Annotated in this window: 10 protein-coding genes; 4 read left to right on the forward strand and 6 right to left on the reverse strand. The window is 65.7% G+C overall.

What is annotated here, in order from left to right:
* Positions 1–54 precede the first annotated feature (54 nt).
* The 3 genes from fusA to rpsL form a co-directional block, all read right to left on the reverse strand.
* On the reverse strand, positions 55–2,133 hold the full coding sequence (fusA, locus tag ACLBV5_RS03915; protein WP_278070747.1) for an elongation factor G: 2,079 nt from the start codon (positions 2,131–2,133) through the stop codon (positions 55–57).
* 148 nt (positions 2,134–2,281) lie between these two features.
* The gene (rpsG, locus tag ACLBV5_RS03920; RefSeq protein ID WP_025976278.1) at positions 2,282–2,755 is read right to left on the reverse strand and encodes a 30S ribosomal protein S7; all 474 of its coding nucleotides are present in this window, start codon (positions 2,753–2,755) and stop codon (positions 2,282–2,284) included.
* A 39-nt stretch (positions 2,756–2,794) separates the two neighbouring features.
* A complete protein-coding gene (gene rpsL / locus ACLBV5_RS03925; RefSeq protein WP_003165508.1) occupies positions 2,795–3,169 on the reverse strand; it encodes a 30S ribosomal protein S12 in 375 nt (124 codons plus the stop codon).
* Positions 3,170–3,539: 370 nt separating this feature from the next.
* Between rpsL and ACLBV5_RS03930 the strand changes: the two genes are divergently transcribed.
* On the forward strand, positions 3,540–4,382 hold the full coding sequence (locus tag ACLBV5_RS03930) for a hypothetical protein (protein ID WP_447604856.1): 843 nt from the start codon (positions 3,540–3,542) through the stop codon (positions 4,380–4,382).
* A 283-nt stretch (positions 4,383–4,665) separates the two neighbouring features.
* Here ACLBV5_RS03930 and rpoC read toward each other — a convergent pair whose 3' ends face one another.
* Both rpoC and rpoB read right to left on the reverse strand, forming a co-directional pair.
* Complete coding sequence (gene rpoC, locus ACLBV5_RS03935) at positions 4,666–8,859, reverse strand: DNA-directed RNA polymerase subunit beta' (protein WP_025976276.1); 4,194 nt, start codon at positions 8,857–8,859, stop codon at positions 4,666–4,668.
* 99 nt (positions 8,860–8,958) lie between these two features.
* The gene (gene rpoB / locus ACLBV5_RS03940; protein WP_253120414.1) at positions 8,959–13,074 is read right to left on the reverse strand and encodes a DNA-directed RNA polymerase subunit beta; all 4,116 of its coding nucleotides are present in this window, start codon (positions 13,072–13,074) and stop codon (positions 8,959–8,961) included.
* A gap of 459 nt (positions 13,075–13,533) precedes the next feature.
* Here rpoB and ACLBV5_RS03945 point away from each other — a divergent pair, with 459 nt between their 5' ends.
* The 3 genes from ACLBV5_RS03945 (at position 13,534) to ACLBV5_RS03955 (ending at position 18,335) form a co-directional block, all read left to right on the forward strand.
* The gene (locus ACLBV5_RS03945; RefSeq protein ID WP_278070745.1) at positions 13,534–14,049 is read left to right on the forward strand and encodes an FKBP-type peptidyl-prolyl cis-trans isomerase; all 516 of its coding nucleotides are present in this window, start codon (positions 13,534–13,536) and stop codon (positions 14,047–14,049) included.
* Between the two features lie 112 nt (positions 14,050–14,161).
* A complete protein-coding gene (locus tag ACLBV5_RS03950) occupies positions 14,162–16,105 on the forward strand; it encodes a M61 family metallopeptidase (protein WP_447604857.1) in 1,944 nt (647 codons plus the stop codon).
* A gap of 232 nt (positions 16,106–16,337) precedes the next feature.
* On the forward strand, positions 16,338–18,335 hold the full coding sequence (locus tag ACLBV5_RS03955; RefSeq protein WP_447604858.1) for a M61 family metallopeptidase: 1,998 nt from the start codon (positions 16,338–16,340) through the stop codon (positions 18,333–18,335).
* Positions 18,336–18,613: 278 nt separating this feature from the next.
* Here ACLBV5_RS03955 and rplL read toward each other — a convergent pair whose 3' ends face one another.
* Positions 18,614–18,994, reverse strand: a complete 381-nt coding sequence (gene rplL, locus ACLBV5_RS03960; protein WP_025976270.1) for a 50S ribosomal protein L7/L12 — start codon at positions 18,992–18,994, stop codon at positions 18,614–18,616.
* Positions 18,995–19,029: the final 35 nt, after the last annotated feature.

A 19,029-nucleotide genomic window follows, 5' to 3' on the forward strand; every position in this document is an offset into this window, starting at 1 on the left:
GCGATTTGTGCTCAAACCGCCCCGTTTTCAAGTGCGTCCGTCGGAAAGACGGATTTAGGCGTACTTCTTGATCACTTCGTCGGCGACGTGTTGCGGCACCGCTTCATAGTGGTCGTACTGCATGGTGAACTGGGCGCGGCCCTGCGACATGCCGCGCAGCGTGTTCACATAGCCGAACATGTTGGCCAGCGGCACGAAGGCGTTCACGACGACGGCGTTGCCGCGCATGTCCTGACCTTGGATCATGCCGCGACGGCCGTTCAGGTCGCCGATGATCGAGCCCAGGTACTCTTCCGGGGTCACGACCTCGACAGCCATGATCGGCTCGAGCAGCTTCGGTCCGCCCTTCTCCTTCAGTTCGCGGAACGCGGCCCGCGAGGCGATTTCAAACGCCAGCACCGAGGAGTCGACGTCGTGGAAGGCGCCGTCGATCAGGGTCGCCTTGACGTCGATGACCGGGAAGCCGGCCAGCAGGCCGTTGTCCTTGGCCGACTTCAGGCCCTTTTCCACGCCCGGGATGTATTCCTTGGGCACGGCGCCGCCGACGATGGCCGACTCGAAGACGAAGTCCGAACCCGGCTCGCCCGGCTCGAACACCAGCTTGACGCGGGCGAACTGGCCCGTACCGCCGGTCTGCTTCTTGTGGGTGTAGTCGATCTCGGCCTTGCGGCTGATGGACTCGCGATAGGCCACCTGCGGCGCGCCGATGGTCGCTTCGACCTTGTAGGTGCGCTTCAGAATGTCGATCTTGATGTCCAGGTGCAGCTCGCCCATGCCCTTCAGGATCGTCTGGCCCGACTCGTGGTCGGTCGAGACCGTGAAGGACGGATCTTCCGAAGCCAGCTTGGCCAGGGCGACGCCCAGCTTCTCCTGGTCGGCCTTGGTCTTGGGCTCGACGGCGATCTCGATCACCGGCGCCGGGAATTCCATCTTCTCGAGGATGACCGGCGACTTCAGCGGATCACACAGGGTGTCGCCGGTGCGGGTTTCCTTCAGGCCGGCCAGGGCGACGATGTCGCCGGCGTAGGCTTCCTTGATGTCTTCACGGTTGTTCGAGTGCATCAGCAGCATGCGGCCGACGCGCTCACGCTTGTCGCGCGACGAGTTCAGCAGCGACTGACCGGTTTCCATCTTGCCCGAGTAGATGCGGCAGAAGGTGATCGAGCCGACGAAGGGGTCGTCCATGATCTTGAACGCCAGGACCGACAGGGCTTCATCGTCCGAAGCCTGACGCGAGGTCGGCTCTTCGGTCTTGAAGTCGATGCCCGGGATAGCGGGGATGTCCACCGGCGACGGCAGGTAGTCGACGACGGCGTCCAGCAGGGGCTGCACGCCCTTGTTCTTGAAGGCCGAGCCGCACAGGATCGGATAGAAGGCGCCCGAGATGACGGCCTTGCGGATGCAGCGCTTCAGCACTTCCACCGACGGCTCTTCGCCGCCCAGGTAGGCCTCCATGGCCTCGTCGTCGATCTCGACGGCGTTGTCGACCAGGTACTGGCGGGCTTCGGCGGCGGCGTCGGCCAGGTCAGCCGGGATGTCGCGCACATCGGCCGAGGCGCCGACTTGGTCGGTTTCCCAGACCAGGGCCTTCATCTCGACCAGGTCGATCACGCCCTTCAGGTTCGATTCCGAACCGATCGGCAGTTGGATCGGCACAGCCTTGGCGCCCAGACGGTCGCGGATCGACTCGACCGACTTCTCGAAGTCGGCGCCGATCTTGTCCATCTTGTTGACGAAGACGATGCGCGGAACCTTGTACTTGTCGGCCTGGCGCCAGACGGTTTCCGTCTGCGGCTCGACACCGGCGTTGCCGTCCAGAACGGTCACGGCGCCGTCGAGCACGCGCAGCGAACGCTCGACTTCAATGGTGAAGTCCACGTGGCCGGGGGTGTCGATGATGTTGAGGCGCTTCTCTTTCCAGAAGGCGGTCGTCGCGGCCGACGTGATGGTGATGCCGCGTTCCTGCTCCTGGTCCATCCAGTCCATGGTGGACGCGCCATCGTGCGTCTCGCCCATTTTGTGGTTCTTGCCGGTGTAGAACAGGATCCGCTCGGTCGTCGTCGTCTTGCCCGCGTCGATGTGGGCCATGATGCCGAAGTTGCGGTAGTCTTCGATTTTATGTGTGCGGGGCATTGGATTTGCCTTCCGGGAGCTTCGCGGACGCGCGAGCGCCCTGGGATGTCGGATATGACGGCGCGGGCGGTTCAGTCTGAACGCCCGCGCCGGATCGTCTGATTGGCGACCGCCCCATTATCCGAAGAAGAGGGACGGTTTTAAGACGTTACCAGCGGTAGTGGCTGAAGGCGCGGTTAGCTTCGGCCATCTTGTGGGTGTCTTCGCGCTTCTTGACGGCGGTGCCACGGTTGTTCGAGGCGTCCAGCAGCTCGGCGGCCAGCTTTTCGGTCATGGTGTTCTCGCCGCGGTTGCGCGCAGCGTTGACCAGCCAACGGATGGCCAGGGCGCGACGACGGTCCGGACGGACCTCGACCGGCACCTGATAGGTGGCGCCGCCGACGCGACGCGAACGAACTTCGACGGCCGGAGCGACGTTTTCCAGCGCAGCGTGGAAGGTCTCGACCGCAGTCTGCTCCTTCTTCTTGTCAGCCAGGATGTCGAAGGCGCCGTAAACGATGTTTTCGGCGACGGCCTTCTTACCTTCGTACATGACGTAGTTCATGAACTTGGTGACCACCAGGTCGCCAAACTTCGGATCCGGCAGAACTTCACGCTTCTGAGCGCGGTGACGACGGGACATGGATGTATCCTCTTAAATCTGTAGGGCGCTAGGAGCGGATTACTTCGGACGCTTGGCGCCGTAGTGCGAACGACGCTGCTTGCGGTCCTTGACGCCCTGGGTGTCGAGCACGCCGCGCAGGATGTGGTAGCGAACGCCGGGCAAGTCCTTAACGCGGCCGCCGCGGATCAGCACGACCGAGTGCTCCTGCAGGTTGTGGCCTTCGCCGGGGATGTAGCACACGGCTTCGACGCCGTTCTTGGCCAGACGGACCTTGGCGACCTTACGCAGAGCCGAGTTCGGCTTCTTCGGGGTCGTGGTGTAGACGCGGGTGCAGACGCCGCGGCGCTGGGGCGAACCCTCCAGGGCCGGGACCTTGTTGCGGACCGGCTTCGGCTTGCGGGGCTTGCGGATCAGCTGGTTGATCGTGGGCATTCGAATTCGTCTCTTTTCGATGTGGAGGCGTGTGTCTTTCGACCGGAGCGCCTCATGAGCCTTCTTTTGAACGGGACCGAAGCCCCGCCCGGGTGTTATCGAGCCGAACGAGACGCCCAAACAGAAAAACCGGAACGCGCGCTTCGGGCGTTCCGGCGGGCGCAGCCCGTCCGTTCGATTGTCACGATCTGAGCGAACGGCGAACCGCCCACCTCTCGAAAGTGCGCGGCTTCTACGCGCGATCCGTTAACAGGTCAAGAGATTCGCAGAGGCGCCCGCCTTATCGCACGCCGTTCGTCCTGTTCAGCGCTCCGCCCACATATCGCCACGCTTGCAAAGCCATGTTCTCATTGAGGGATGGGGAGGTCGGATGACCGTCGCGGTTCTGGACAGATTGAGCTTGGGCCGCCCGTCGGGCCGACGACGCGCGGCCACGATCGGCGTCTCGGTGCTGATCCACGGCCTGCTGCTGGCCCCCCTCGCCCTCCAGACCGTCAGACCGGCGCCGAATCTGGTCACAACCACGCTTCCGGTCGTCTATCTCGATATAGAGCCGCGCCCTCTTCTGCCCGATGAGCGGCCGCGCCTGCCCGCCGTCGCCCCCGCCCCCGCGCCGCAGGTCCGCCCTGCGGGTCCGGTCAGCCGCGAAACGGCGCCCGCTCTTAGCGCCGCCGAGCGCCCCGCCCCGCTGGCGCCGCGCCTGGCCCGCGAAGCCCCCGACGGCGCGCCCGCCCCGCCCGGCGCACAAGCCGCCGATCCCTGGCAGGTGACGCCCGAAAGCCAGGCCGCCGCCACGGCGCGTGCGCTGCGCACCTCTCCGGCGGGCTGCCGCTCGACGGAACTGCTGACCCGCGCCGAACGTGCCCTCTGCGACGAGCGGTTCAATGAGCGCGCCGCCGAGGCTGCGGCGCGTCGCCCCATCGCCGGCAGCGGCAATTCAGAGCGCGACGCCCGTTTCGCTCGCGAAGGCGCGCGCGAGCTGCAACGCTATGAGGCCAAGCGCCGCCCGCTCAGCGGGGGCGTCGGCGTCCTGGCGCCGCAGGACTGCCCCGGCTCCAACTTCGGCACGGGCTGCGCGGGCGCCCATCTGGATTCCTCGATGCAGATGGACTCCAGCCGGAATGTCCAGACCCGCCGCGACGGCGCCCCCGCCTCGGGCCGCCCGATGACGCCCGGCGCCGCCGGCCCCCGCGAGCCGATGCGGCCGCAGTAGGCTTCCAGCACACGGCCCCCATCAGCTCGCCCCCGCCCAACAGCCTCAAGCAGCGCAAGGCGCGGTAGGCCGACAAACGGCCTCAAGCAGCGCAAGGCGCGACAGGCCAAACAAACGGCCTCAAGTAGCGCAAGGCGCGATAGGCCAAACAAACGGCCTCAAGTAGCGCAAGGCGCGATAGGCCAAACAAACGGCCTCAAGTAGCGCAAGGCGCGATAGGCCAACAAAAAAGAGCGGCGCCTTTCGACGCCGCCCTCTTCAGTCTTTCAGGTCTGAACCCGGATCAGTCGGCCGACTGTTCCAGCTCCAGGGCCAGATCCGCGGGAAGCGGCTCGACCGCCTCTTCGCGGGCCTGGGTCAGCACAGCGTCGCGCTCGTTGGCGATCTTCTGCAGGCTGCGCAGGTAGGCGCCGGTGCCGGCCGGGATCAGGCGGCCGACGATGACGTTTTCCTTCAGACCTTCCAGCATGTCCTTCTTGCCGTGGACCGAAGCCTCGGTGAGGACGCGGGTGGTCTCCTGGAACGACGCCGCCGAGATGAAGCTGCGGGTCTGCAGCGACGCCTTGGTGATGCCCAGCAGGACCGGCTGCGTGATCGCCAGCCGGCCGCCACGCTTCTCCACCTTGGCGTTTTCGACAGCGGCTTCAGCCACTTCGACCGTGTCGCCACGGATCAGGGTGGTTTCGCCGGAGTCGATGACCTCGACCTTCTGCAGCATCTGGCGAACGATCACCTCGATGTGCTTGTCGTTGATCGGCACGCCCTGCAGTCGGTAGACCTCCTGCACTTCGTTCACCAGATACTCGGCCAGCGCCTCGACGCCCTGGATGCGCAGCAGGTCGTGCGGATCCGGGTTGCCGTCGATGATGTAGTCGCCCTTCTGGATCAGATCGCCGTCGTGGACGGAGATGTGCTTGCCCTTCGGGATCAGGAACTCGACCGCTTCGCCCTGGTTGCCGTCGGCATCCGGCTCCGGGGTGATCTTGATGCGGCGCTTGTTCTTGTAATCGCGACCGAATTCGACGCGACCGTCCATCTCGGCGATGACCGCGCAGTCCTTCGGACGACGGGCTTCGAACAGTTCGGCCACGCGCGGCAGACCGCCGGTGATGTCCCGGGTCTTGGCGCCTTCGGTCGGGATACGCGCGACGATGTCGCCCGGCTTGACCTCGTCGCCGTTGGCCACCGACAGGATGGCGCCGACGGGCAGCAGATAGCGCGCGTCAGAACCGCTCGACAGCTTGGCGTAGCTGTCGCCCTGGGTGACGCCCATGGCCGGACGCAGGTCCGCGCCGCGCGGGCTGGCGCGCCAGTCGGAGACGACGCGCTGGGCGATGCCCGTGGCCTCGTCGGTCTCTTCCTTGACGGACAGGCCGTCGACCAGGTCCTCGAAGCGCACCACGCCGCCGACTTCCGTCAGGATCGGGGTGGTGTAGGGGTCCCACTCGGCCAGGCGCTGGTTCTTGGCCACTTCGGAGCCTTCCTTGACGCGCAGGCGCGCGCCGTAAGGCACCTTGTAGGATTCGCGGTCCTTGCCGTCGACGGTCACGGTGACCACGACGTTGCGGCTCATGGCCACCGGATCGCCGTGGGCGGCGATAACGGTCGGGCCGACGACCTTGATGACGCCGGCGTTGGTCGCCTCGAAGAAGGAGGTTTCCGCCACCTGGGCCGTGCCGCCGATGTGGAAGGTCCGCATCGTCAGCTGGGTGCCCGGCTCGCCGATCGACTGGGCGGCGATGACGCCGACCGCTTCGCCGATGTTGACGTTGGTGCCGCGCGCCAGATCGCGGCCGTAGCAGGTCGCACAGATGCCGGTGTCGGCTTCACAAGTCAGGGCCGAACGGACCTTGATGGACTGGACGCCCACCTTGTCGATCAGCTCGACTTCCTCTTCCTGCAGATAGGTATCGGCAGGGAACAGGACTTCGCCGCCCGGCTCCTTGATGTCCTCGGCCGCGTAACGGCCCAGGACGCGCTGGCCCAGCGAGACGAGCACGTCGCCGCCTTCGACCACGGCGCGCAGGGTGATGCCGCGCGTCGAGCCGCAGTCTTCCTCGGTGACGATGGAGTCCTGCGCCACGTCCACCAGACGACGGGTCAGGTAACCCGAGTTGGCGGTCTTCAGCGCGGTGTCGGCCAGACCCTTACGGGCGCCGTGGGTGGAGTTGAAGTATTCAAGGACGGTCAGGCCTTCCTTGAAGTTCGAGATAATCGGCGTCTCGATGATCTCGCCCGAGGGCTTGGCCATCAGGCCGCGCATCCCGCCCAGCTGCTTCATCTGCGCCTGCGAACCACGGGCGCCCGAGTTGGCCATCATGTAGACCGAGTTGATGTCCGGCTCCTGACCCTTGATCAGGACGCGCGGCTGGGCGATTTCGCCCATCATCTCATCGGCGATCTTGTCCGTGGCCTTGGCCCAGGCGTCGACGACCTTGTTGTACTTCTCGCCCTTGGTGATCAGGCCGTCGGCGTACTGTTGCTCGTACTCCTCGACCTGAGTGCGGGTTTCGTTGACCAGCTGTTCCTTCTTGGCCGGGATGACGATGTCGTCCTTGCCCACCGAGATGCCGGCCTTGGCCGCTTCGCGGAAGCCCATCTGCATCATCTGGTCGGCGAAGATGACCGTCGCCTTCTGACCGCAGTGGCGATAGACCTGATCGATCAGGTTGCCGATTTCCTTCTTGGTCAGGTTCTTGTCCAGAAGGTTGTAGCCGATGTTGGCGTTGAGCGGCAGCAGAGCGCCCAGCTTCATCCGGCCCGGCGTGGTGTCGATCACCTTGGTCACGACTTCGCCTTCCGAGTTCATCTCGGTCCAGCGCGCCTTGATCTTGGTGTGCAGGGTCACGACACGGGCGTCCAGCGCCGCGTCGATTTCGCCCATGTTGGCGAACAGCTTGCCCTCGCCCGGCTGACCTTCCTTGACCAGCGACAGGTAGTAGAGGCCGAGCACGATGTCCTGCGACGGCACGATGATCGGCTTGCCGTTGGCGGGCGACAGGATGTTGTTCGTCGACATCATCAGCACGCGCGCTTCCAGCTGGGCCTCGAGGCTCAGCGGGACGTGCACGGCCATCTGGTCGCCGTCGAAGTCAGCGTTGAACGCCGTACAGACCAGCGGGTGCAGGCGGATGGCCTTGCCCTCGATCAGCTTGGGCTCGAACGCCTGGATGCCCAGACGGTGCAGCGTCGGGGCGCGGTTCAGCAGAACCGGGTGCTCGCGGATGACCTCGTCCAGGATGTCCCAGACGGCGGGCTGTTCGCGCTCGACCATGCGCTTGGACTGCTTGACGGTGCCCGACAGGCCCTTGGCGTCCAGACGCGCGTAGATGAACGGCTTGAACAGCTCCAGCGCCATCTTCTTGGGCAGGCCGCACTCGTGCAGCTTCAGCTCGGGGCCCACGGTGATGACCGAACGGCCCGAGTAGTCGACGCGCTTGCCCAGCAGGTTCTGACGGAAGCGGCCCTGCTTGCCCTTCAGCATGTCGGCCAGCGACTTCAGCGGACGCTTGTTGGCGCCGGTGATCACGCGGCCGCGACGGCCGTTGTCGAACAGGGCGTCGACCGACTCCTGCAGCATCCGCTTTTCGTTGCGGATGATGATGTCCGGCGCGCGCAGTTCGATCAGGCGCTTCAGGCGGTTGTTCCGGTTGATGACCCGGCGATACAGGTCGTTCAGGTCCGACGTCGCGAAGCGGCCGCCGTCCAGCGGCACCAGCGGGCGCAGCTCGGGCGGGATCACCGGCACGATGGTCAGGATCATCCACTCGGGCTTGTTGCCCGACTCGATGAAGGCCTCCAGCAGTTTCAGGCGCTTGGACGCCTTCTTGGCCTTCAGCTCCGACGGGTTGTCGGCCAGCTCGGCGCGGTGCTTCTCGGCCTCGGCGTTCAGGTCGATCGCCATCAGCAGGTTGCGGACGGCTTCAGCGCCGATCTCGGCCGTGAAGCCGTCGTCGCCGAACTCTTCCTGATAGTGGTAGAACTCGTCTTCCGTCAGCAGCTGGTTCTGCTTCAGCGGGGTCAGGCCCGGCTCGGTGACGATGTAGTTCTCGAAGTACAGGACGCGTTCCACGTCCTTCAGCGCCATGTCCAGCATCAGCGAGATGCGGCTCGGCAGCGACTTCAGGAACCAGATGTGGGCGACCGGGGCGGCCAGGTCGATGTGGCCCATGCGCTCGCGGCGGACGCGGGCCAGGGTGACCTCAACGCCGCACTTCTCGCAGATGATGCCCTTGTACTTCATGCGCTTGTACTTGCCGCACAGGCATTCGTAGTCCTTGGTCGGGCCAAAGATACGGGCGCAGAACAGGCCGTCACGCTCGGGCTTGAACGTGCGGTAGTTGATGGTTTCCGGCTTCTTGATCTCGCCGAACGACCACGAGCGGATCTTCTCCGGCGAGGCCAGGGCGATCTTGATCTGGTCGAAGGTCGGGGTGACCGGGACCGGGTTGAAGATGTTCAGGACTTCCTGGTTCATCTTTTTTCCTTCTGCGGGAATGCCCCGCGAAAATCATTCAGAGAGGAGAACAGGCGGACCGCCCTTCCCCGCCGAGGCGAGGAAGGGCGCTTGATCCGATCAGCTGTTTTCCAGCTCCACGTTCAGGCCCAGCGAGCGCATTTCCTTCACGAGCACGTTGAACGACTCGGGGATGCCGGCCTCGAAGCTGTCGTCGCCGCGGACGATGGCCTCGTAGACCTTGGTCCGGCCGGCCACGTCGTCCGACTTCACCGTCAGCATTTCCTGCAGGGTGTAGGCGGCGCCGTAAGCTTCCAGAGCCCAGACCTCCATTTCCCCGAAGCGCTGACCGCCGAACTGCGCCTTACCGCCCAGCGGCTGCTGGGTGACGAGCGAGTACGGGCCGATCGAACGGGCGTGGATCTTGTCGTCGACCAGGTGGTGCAGCTTCAGCATGTAGATGTAGCCGACCGTGACCGGACGCTTGAACTGCTCGCCGGTCTGACCGTCGTACAGGATCGACTGGCCCGAACGGTCCAGGCCCGCCGATTCCAGCAGGTCCTCGATGTCCGAGATGCGCGCGCCGTCGAAGACCGGGGTCGCGAAGGGCACACCCTTGGACAGGTTCTTCGCCAGCTCGATCAGGTCTTCCTCGTCGTCCGGCAGCGGAGTGTCCGCGCCATAGACCTCGGTCAGACGCTCGATCAGAGCCTGCTTCTGACCGCCGTGCTGCCAGGCTTCCAGCAGACCGGAGATCTGCTTGCCCAGACCGGCGGCGGCCCAACCCAGGTGGGTCTCGAAGATCTGACCGATGTTCATGCGCGACGGCACGCCCAGCGGGTTCAGCACCACATCGACGTGGGTGCCGTCTTCCAGGTACGGCATGTCCTCGATCGGCAGGATCTTGGAGATGACGCCCTTGTTCCCGTGACGGCCGGCCATCTTGTCGCCCGGCTGCAGCTTGCGCTTCACGGCCACGAAGACCTTGACCATCTTCATGACGCCAGGCGGCATCTCGTCGCCGCGTTGCAGCTTCTCGACCTTGTCTTCGAAGCGGCGGTCGAGGGCCTTACGGGCGTCCTCGAACTGCTTCTTCATGGCCTCCAGCTCGCCCATCGCCTTCTCGTCGTCGAGGGCGACCTGCCACCACAGGCCCTTGGACACTTCGGCCAGCTTCTCTTCGGTGACCTCGCCGCGGCCCATGCCCTTCGGGCCGGACACGGCGGTCTTGCCGAGCAGCAGCGGCTTCACGCGGCCGTAGACGTTGCGCTCAAGGATCTTGAGCTCGTCGTCGCGGTCCTTGCCCAGGCGCTCGATCTCGGCGCGCTCGATGGCCATGGCGCGCTCGTCCTTGTCGATGCCGTGACGGTTGAACACGCGCACGTCGACGATGGTGCCGGCGACGCCGGGCGGCAGGCGCAGCGAGGTGTCGCGCACGTCCGAAGCCTTCTCGCCGAAGATGGCGCGCAGCAGCTTCTCTTCCGGAGTCATCGGGCTTTCGCCCTTCGGCGTCACCTTACCGACCAGGATGTCGCCCGGCTGGACTTCGGCGCCGATGGCCACGATGCCGGCCTCGTCGAGGTTGCGCAGGGCTTCCTCGCCGACGTTCGGAATGTCGCGGGTGATTTCTTCCGGACCCAGCTTGGTGTCGCGGGCCATGACCTCGAACTCTTCCAGGTGGATCGAGGTGAAGATGTCGTCGCGCACGATCCGTTCGGAGATCAGGATCGAGTCTTCGAAGTTGTAGCCGTTCCAGGGCATGAAGGCGACCAGGGCGTTGCGGCCCAGAGCCAGTTCGCCCAGGTCCGTCGACGGACCGTCGGCGATGACGTCGCCGGCCTTCACCGCATCGCCCACGCGCACGATCGGGCGCTGGTTGATGCAGGTCGACTGGTTCGAACGCTGGAACTTCGACAGGCGATAGATGTCGACGCCCGAGCGGCCGGCTTCCACATCGCCCGTGGCGCGCACGACGATACGGGTGCCGTCGATCTGCTCGACCACGCCTTCACGACGGGCGACCACGACAGCGCCGGAATCCACGGCCACGACGGCTTCCATGCCGGTGCCGACCAGCGGCGCGTCCGACTTCACCAGCGGCACGGCCTGACGCTGCATGTTGGCGCCCATCAGCGCGCGGTTGGCGTCATCGTTTTCCAGGAACGGGATCAGGGCGGCGGCGACCGAAACGACCTGCTTGGGCGACACGTCCATCATGTCGACCGCTTCCTTGGTCAACAGCTGGGAATCGCCGTTGATCCGGCCTGGCACCAGCTCCTCGACGATCTCCCCGTCCTTCAGCTCGATGTTGGCCTGGGCGATGACGTGCTTCGCCTCTTCCATGGCCGAGATGTAGACCACCTCGTCCGTCGCCTTGCCGTCGACCACGCGACGGTACGGGCTTTCGATGAAGCCGTACTTGTTCACGCGGGCGTGGGTGGCCAGCGAGTTGATCAGACCGATGTTCGGGCCTTCCGGCGTTTCGATCGGGCAGATGCGGCCATAGTGCGTCGGGTGAACGTCGCGGACTTCGAAGCCCGCGCGCTCACGCGTCAGACCGCCCGGGCCAAGCGCCGAGAGGCGGCGCTTGTGGGTGATTTCCGACAGCGGGTTCGTCTGGTCCATGAACTGCGACAGCTGCGACGAGCCGAAGAATTCACGCACCGCGGCGGCGGCCGGTTTGGCGTTGATCAGGTCGTGCGGCATGACCGTGTCGATATCGACCGAGGACATGCGCTCCTTGATGGCGCGCTCCATGCGCAGCAGGCCGACGCGGTACTGGTTTTCCAGCAGTTCGCCGACCGAACGGACCCGGCGGTTGCCCAGGTTGTCGATGTCGTCGATCTCGCCGCGGCCGTCCTTCAGGCCGACCAGGATCTGCAGCACCTTCAGCACGTCGTCCTTCTGCAGGACGCGGATTTCGTCAGAAACCTCAGGGGTTTCCAGACGCATGTTCATCTTCACGCGGCCCACGGCCGACAGGTCGTAGCGCTCGGCGTCGAAGAACAGGGAGTTGAACATGGCCTCGGCCGCTTCCGGCGTCGGCGGCTCGCCCGGGCGCATGACGCGATAGACGTCGAACAGGGCGTCCTCGCGGCCCGTGTTCTTGTCCACGCGCAGGGTGTTGCGCATGTAGGCGCCGACCGTGACGTGGTCGATGTCCAGCACGTCGATGGTGGTGAAGCCGTTGGCTTCCAGCAGCTCGATCGCCGCGGCGTCCAGCTCGTCGCCCGCCTCGGCGTAGATTTCGCCGGTCTGATAGTTGACGGCGTCGGAGGCCAGATACTTGGTCAGCAGGGCGTCAGCCGCCAGCGACAGCGACTTCAGACCGCCGTCGGCCAGCTTCTTAGCGGCGCGGGCGCTGATCTTCTGACCGGCCGGGGCGACCACTTCGCCGGTGTCGGCGTCGACCAGGTCGAACTCCGGCTTCACGCCACGCCAGCGTTCCGGCTTGTAGGGCGTGACCCAGCCTTCGCCGCGCTTCTCGTACGGAACGGTCTCGTAGAAGGTCTTGAGAATCTCTTCCCCGTCCATGCCCAGGGCATAGAGGAAGGTGGTGGCGGGCAGCTTACGGCGACGGTCGATACGGACGTAGACGATGTCCTTGGCGTCGAACTCGAAGTCCAGCCACGAGCCGCGATACGGGATTACGCGGGCGGCGAACAGCAGCTTGCCCGACGAGTGGGTCTTGCCCTTGTCGTGGTCGAAGAAGACGCCCGGCGAACGGTGCATCTGCGAGACGATCACGCGCTCGGTGCCGTTGACGATGAAGGTGCCCTTGTCCGTCATGAGCGGGATGTCGCCCATGTAGACGTCCTGCTCCTTGATGTCCTTGACCGAACGGGCGCCCGTTTCTTCCTCGGTCTCGAACACGATCAGGCGCAGCTTGACCTTCAGCGGCGCGGCATAGGTCATGTCGCGCTGGATGCATTCCTCGACGTCGTACTTCGGGTCCTCGAACTCGTAGGAGACGTATTCCAGGACGGCGCGCTCGTTGAAGTCCTTGATCGGGAACACCGACTTGAAGACCGCCTCGATGCCCTCGTCGTTGCGCAGGCCCGGACGCGACTCGCGCTGCAGGAACTGCTCATAGGAAGCGCGCTGAACCTCGATCAGGTTCGGCATCTGCACGGCTTCGGGGATGCGCCCGAAGCTGTAGCGAATGCGCTTCTTGCCGGTAAACGACGTGGCGGCAGCGATCTTACCCAAGGCGAGACCGTCGGTGGACTTGGCCATTCTGTTTTCCCAATCGCGGCCCCTTGCGAGGCCCGCTCTCAATGCAGCAGCCACGGCGCGCCGACCGGCGATCCGTGACCGTTAAATGTCTCTCGGCGTCCACCCTCGATCCTCACGCGGATCAGGACGCCTGGATGTATCCGCCCCCTTGGGGAGGGGCGACGCCTTCGCACCGGTCGGAGGGCGACAAACCGGGCCTCGGCGCTTTCGCGCGGGATTCATGGAATCTGCGAAGCGCGCATATATACGCCCTTCTTCGGCGAAATAAAGGCCCTGTGCATAATCTGATCCTGGACCGTCATCCCGGCCATGCGGCCCAGCCGCGCGGAGCCGGGACCGCCCAAGACGCGGCGCTTCCGGGCGATCCCGGATAGCCGCTATGCGTCTTCCAGGATGACAAGAGCGGGGTGTTCGCTCAATCATCTGGCGCGATGACGCTGATATGATAAGCCTTGCGTTATGAAGCACATCGCCCTGCCCCTCCTCGCCGCCCTATCGCTCGCCGCCTGCGCCTCGACGTCCGATGTCGGCTACCCCGGCCTGCGCGAGGCGGTCGGACCCGCGACTCAGGAAAATTGGGAGGTCGGCCAGGCCGCCTATCTGATGTGGAACAGCCAGCGTCGCGGCTGGACCTCGACCCCCTCGGGCCTGCAATATCGCCTCGTCAGCAAGGCCAATCCGAACGGCGCCCAGCCGACCGCGACCGACACGGTCAAGGTCCACTATCGCGGCACCTTCATTGACGGGCGCGAATTCGACAGCTCCTACTCGCGCAACGAGCCCGCGACCTTCCCCCTGAACCGCGTCATCAAGGGCTGGACCGAGGGCGTGGCTCTGATGCGCGAGGGCGAGACCTATGAGTTCGTCATCCCCGCCGACCTGGCTTACGGCTCGCGCTGGATGGGAACGGAAATCCCCGCCAACTCGGCGCTGCGCTTCACGGTCGAACTGCTGGACGTGAACCCGCAGGGCTGACGGGTCGGCCGCGACACGGAATCGTCATTCGGCTTGACGACGCCGGCGACACGCTGTCGTCTGCGCCTCCTTGTCGAGGTCGCGTGGGGGCGGCCGTCCTGAGATAGCCGTCATGCAACGTTTCCTCCTGGCCGCCAGCGCCTCGGTCCTTCTGTTCGCAGCGGGCGCGCCCGCGCTGGCCCAGGTCGGCACGCCCGCCCTTCCCGTCGCGCTCGCGCCGATTCCGGCCGCCAAGGACGAAGCCTATCCCGGCGTCATCAAGCTGCATGTCGACGCCACCGACATCGACCGGCGCCTGATCCAGGTGCGCCAGACCATCCCCGTCAGCGGCCCCGGCCCGCTGATCCTCTTCTATCCGCAATGGATTCCCGGCCAGCACGGCCCGGTCGGCCCAGTCGCCAACGTCGGCGGCCTGACCTTCACCGCCAATGGCCAGCGGCTGGAATGGGTGCGCAACACCGTCCAGCCCTGGGCCTATCAGATCCAGGTTCCGGCGGGGGTGAGCGAGGTCGATGTCGCCTTCCAATGGCTGACGCCGATTGAGGGCGCTCAGGGCCGCGTCGTCGTCACGCCCGAGATGCTGAACATCCAGTGGGAAAAGGCCCTGCTCTATCCTGCGGGCTATTACTCGCGCCAGATCACCTTCCAGCCGACGCTGAAGCTGCCGCAGGGCTGGAACTACGGCGCCGGGCTCGACACCGTCAGCTTCGAGAACGGCCTGGCCACCTTCGCCCCCATCACGCTGGAGCATCTGGCCGACAGCCCGGTCTTTGCGGGCGCCCACTATCGCCAGATCGACCTGGATCCGGGCGGCCGCTCGCCGGTGCGCCTGAACGTCGTGGCCGATGACGCCAAGATGCTGGAAGCCAGCGACGAGCACGTCCAGATGCACCGCTATCTGGTCCAGCAGGCCGACCGCCTGTTCGGCGCGCGCCACTTCAACCACTACGACTTCCTGCTGGCGGTGACCGACAAGCTGGGCGGCATCGGCCTGGAGCATCACCGCTCGTCCGAGAACAGCGTCGACGTGAAGTATTTCACCGACCGCGAGGCGACCCTGGCCGACCGCGACCTGCTGGGCCACGAATACACCCACAGCTGGAACGGCAAGTGGCGCCGCCCGGCGGATCAGCTGACGCCCAATCTGAACGAGCCGCTGCAGAACTCCCTCATGTGGGTCTATGAGGGCCAGACGCAGTATTGGGGTTTGGTCCTGACCGCCCGCGCGGGCCTGATGAGCAAGCAGCAGGCGCTGGACGTTCTGGCCATGAGCGCCGCCAGCTTCCAGAATATCCCCGGCCGCCAGTGGCGCGCCATGCAGGACACCACCAACGACCCGATCATCAGCCAGCGCCGCCCGCAGCCGTGGGGCTCCTATCAGCGCAGCGAGGACTATTACCGCGAGGGCTCCCTGATCTGGCTGGACGCCGACACCCTGATCCGCGAGCAGACGGGCGGCAAGAAGTCGCTGGACGACTTCGCCAAGGCTTTCTTCGGCGTCGAGGACGGGAACTGGGATCCGGCCCCCTACACCTTCGCCGATGTGACCGCGACGCTGAACGGGGTGCAGGCCAACGACTGGGCCGCCTTCCTGCGCGAGCGGCTGGACGCGGTCGGCCCCGGCTCGCGCGGTCCCTTGGACGGCATCGAGCGCGGCGGCTACCGCCTGGTCTTTAAGGAGGAGCCGTCCGGCTACATGGGCGCCCTGTATAAGGAACTGGGCCGCAACGACTTCACCTATTCGCTCGGCTTCATGATGAACAAGTCGAACAAGATCACCTCCGTCCTGTGGGCCGGCCCCGCGTTTGAGCAAGGTCTGACCTCGGGCTGGGAAGTCGTCGCCGTCGGCGGCCGCGCCGCCTCGGCCGACGCGCTGAAGGAGGCCGTCACCGCCGCCAAGGGATCGTCCGAACCGATCGAGCTGATCGTGAAGAACGGCGACGTCTTCAAGACGGTGCGCTTCGACTACCACGACGGCCTGCGCTACCCGCACCTGGAGCGCATCGAAGGCACGCCCGACCGGCTGGGCGAGATTCTGGCTCCGCGCCGGCGGTAAAGCCACGCGCGGCGCCTCTCCCTCCCCTTCATGGGGAGGGTGGTTGAGGCCGTCAGGCCGAAGCCGGGCGGGGGCGGCAAGGCTGATCAAGCGCCGGCGTCCTGCATCGCCAAGCCCTCCCCACCCGGTCTCCGCTTCGCTGCGACCACCCTCCCGATGAACGGCAGGGAGAAGTTCGCGCTCCGTCGCCGCCCACCTTCTCCCCCGAGGGGAGAAGGGTTACGAGAACAGTATGATCATCACTCGCCGCCTGCCCGCCGCCGCCCTCGCCCTGCTGCTGACCTCCGCCGCCTCGACCGCCCTCGCCCAGCAATGGACCGGCCCGCAGGCGCCCGCCGCACCGACGCCGCAGAACACGCCCCTGGCCCTTCCGCGCGCCCTGCCGCCGATCCCGGCGCCGACCGCCGAGGCCTATCCTGGCGTCATCCGCTATGAGGTGGACGCCACCGACGTCGAGAAGAAGATCGTCCGAGTGCGCCAAACCATCCCGGTCCAGCCCGGCCATCTGGTCCTGCTCTATCCGAAGTTCTTGCCCGGCAACCACGCGGCCACCGGCCCGATCCAACTGGTCTCTGGCGTGACGGTCCAAGGCGGCGGACAGCGCATCGACTGGCTACGCGACACCATCGACCCCTACGCCTTCCACCTCGACGTGCCGCAAGGGGTCAGCGAGATCACCGTCGACTTCCAGTGGCTGAGCCAGCCCGACAACTCGACCTGGCGTGTCGTCATGACGCCCGAGATGGTCAATCTGCAGTGGGAGAAGGCCCTGCTCTATCCGGCGGGCTATCGCTCGACCGGCATCACCTTCGCCCCGTCGATCCGCCTGCCGCAGGGCTGGCAGTACGGCGTCGCCCTCGACACCGAAAGCTTCGTCGACGGCTTGGCCACGTTTGCGCCGACCGACCTCTACACCCTGATCGACAGCCCCCTGTTCGGCGGCGCCCACTTCCAGCGCATCGCCATCGACCCGCGCCGTGGCGACGGCGAAGGCGCCGTGCACCTGAACATCATCGCCGATACGGCCAAGGATCTGGCTCCCACGGCCGAGCAACTGGGCTGGTTCGAAAATCTGGTGACGCAAGCCGACCGTCTGTTCGGCGCCCGCCCCTATGACCGCTACGACTTCCTGCTGGCGGCGACGTCAAAGCTGGGCGGCATCGGACTGGAGCATCACCGCTCGTCCGAGAACTCGGTCCCGGCCGACTTCTTCACCAACTGGGGCAAGAGCATGGGCGCCGTCGGCCTGCTGCCGCACGAGTTCACCCACGCCTGGAACGGCAAGCGCCAGCGCCCCGCCGACGAACTGACCGCCAACCACAACATCCCGACGCAGAACACTCTGCTGTGGGTCTATGAGGGCCAGACCGAATACTGGGGCGACGTGCTGACGGCGCGCTCGGGCCTGGCCTCCAAGGCCGACATCCTGACCAGCTTCGCCGAGGTTGCGGCTTTCTACGCCAACCAGGCGGGCCGCGAATGGCGTCCGCTGCAGGATACGAACAACCACAACTTGCTCGGCTATCGCACTTCGAACCCCTATTCCTCGTGGATGCGCGGCACCGGGGACTACTACCGCGAGGCCCTGCTGATCTGGCTGGACGCCGACACCCTGATCCGCGAGGCGACGGGCGGCAAGAAGTCGCTGGACGACTTCGCTAAGGGCTTCTTCGGCGGCGACGACGGCTCCTGGGCGCCGCGCGGCTATACGTTCGACGACGTTGTGACGGCGCTGAACGCGGTCCATCCGCACGATTGGGCGACCTTCCTGCGCACGCGCCTCGACGCCAACGGGCCGGACGCCAAGGCGCCGCTGGACGGGTTGACGCGCGGCGGCTACCGCCTCACCTACACCGACAGCCTGACCGCCGATGAAAAGCGCGTCCAGTCGGGCTGGGCCAACGACTTCCAGTATTCCCTGGGCTTCACCCTGTCGTCCTCGAACAAGCTGACCGGCATCCGCTGGGGCGGCCGCGCCTTCGAAGCCGACATCGGGCCGGGCTGGGAACTGGTCGCCGTCAACGATGTCGCCGCCTCGGCCGAGAAACTGCGCGACGCCGTCACCGCCGCCAAGGGAACCGACGCCCCGATCCGCCTGCTGCTCAAGAACGGCGACCGCTATCGCACAGTCGACTTCGACTACCACGACGGCCTGCGCTACCCGCGCCTGGAGCGCATTGCCGGCACGCCAGATCGGCTGGGCGACATCCTCAGCCCGCGTCGACGGTAATCCGCGTAGAACGCCTCTCCCTCCCCGTCTCGGGGAGGGTGGTCGGCGCGAAGCGGAGACCGGGTGGGGGCGGCCAGGCGATCCCGACCTCGGCGTCCTAAGAGCCTCGTCGCCCCCACCCGGCTCGCCCTACCGGCCTCAGCCACCCTCCCCGGGACGGGGAGGGAAAAACGCAGCGCATATCTTTACCGCCAAAAAGAAAACGGGCCGGAGGTTTCCCTCCGGCCCGTCTTGCTTTGAAAGCTGTCTCTGGCGAACCAGAGGCCAGATCCGAAATCTTACTTGATTTCGACCTTGGCGCCGGCTTCTTCCAGCTTCTTCTTCAGCTCTTCAGCGGCTTGCTTCGAGACGTTCTCGACGACCGGCTGCGGAGCGCCTTCGACCAGGTCCTTGGCTTCCTTCAGACCCAGGTCGGTGCGGACGCCACGGACTTCCTTGATGACGTTGATCTTCTTGTCGCCGCCGTCAACCAGGACAACGGTGAACTCGGTTTGCTCTTCAGCGGCTTCAGCCGGAGCAGCGGCGCCGGCGACAGCAGCGACGGCGACCGGAGCAGCAGCCGAGACGCCCCACTTGTCTTCCAGCAGCTTCGACAGTTCAGCGGCTTCCAGGACGGTCAGAGCCGACAGTTCTTCAACGATTTTGGCGAGATCAGCCATGTTAGTCTTCCTTCGGTAGGATGAGGTTCAGAGAG

This window comes from Brevundimonas sp. M1A4_2e (genome assembly GCF_053345555.1).

Excerpts from the sequence above, each read along its gene's own strand:
- fusA (WP_278070747.1), bottom strand. The coding sequence starts at position 2,133 with ATGCCCCGCACACATAAAATCGAAGACTACCGCAACTTCGGCATCATG.
- rpsG (WP_025976278.1), bottom strand. The coding sequence starts at position 2,755 with ATGTCCCGTCGTCACCGCGCTCAGAAGCGTGAAGTTCTGCCGGATCCG.
- rpsL (WP_003165508.1), bottom strand. The coding sequence starts at position 3,169 with ATGCCCACGATCAACCAGCTGATCCGCAAGCCCCGCAAGCCGAAGCCG.
- ACLBV5_RS03930 (WP_447604856.1), top strand. The coding sequence starts at position 3,540 with ATGACCGTCGCGGTTCTGGACAGATTGAGCTTGGGCCGCCCGTCGGGC.
- rpoC (WP_025976276.1), bottom strand. The coding sequence starts at position 8,859 with ATGAACCAGGAAGTCCTGAACATCTTCAACCCGGTCCCGGTCACCCCG.
- rpoB (WP_253120414.1), bottom strand. The coding sequence starts at position 13,074 with ATGGCCAAGTCCACCGACGGTCTCGCCTTGGGTAAGATCGCTGCCGCC.
- ACLBV5_RS03945 (WP_278070745.1), top strand. The coding sequence starts at position 13,534 with ATGAAGCACATCGCCCTGCCCCTCCTCGCCGCCCTATCGCTCGCCGCC.
- ACLBV5_RS03950 (WP_447604857.1), top strand. The coding sequence starts at position 14,162 with ATGCAACGTTTCCTCCTGGCCGCCAGCGCCTCGGTCCTTCTGTTCGCA.
- ACLBV5_RS03955 (WP_447604858.1), top strand. The coding sequence starts at position 16,338 with ATGATCATCACTCGCCGCCTGCCCGCCGCCGCCCTCGCCCTGCTGCTG.
- rplL (WP_025976270.1), bottom strand. The coding sequence starts at position 18,994 with ATGGCTGATCTCGCCAAAATCGTTGAAGAACTGTCGGCTCTGACCGTC.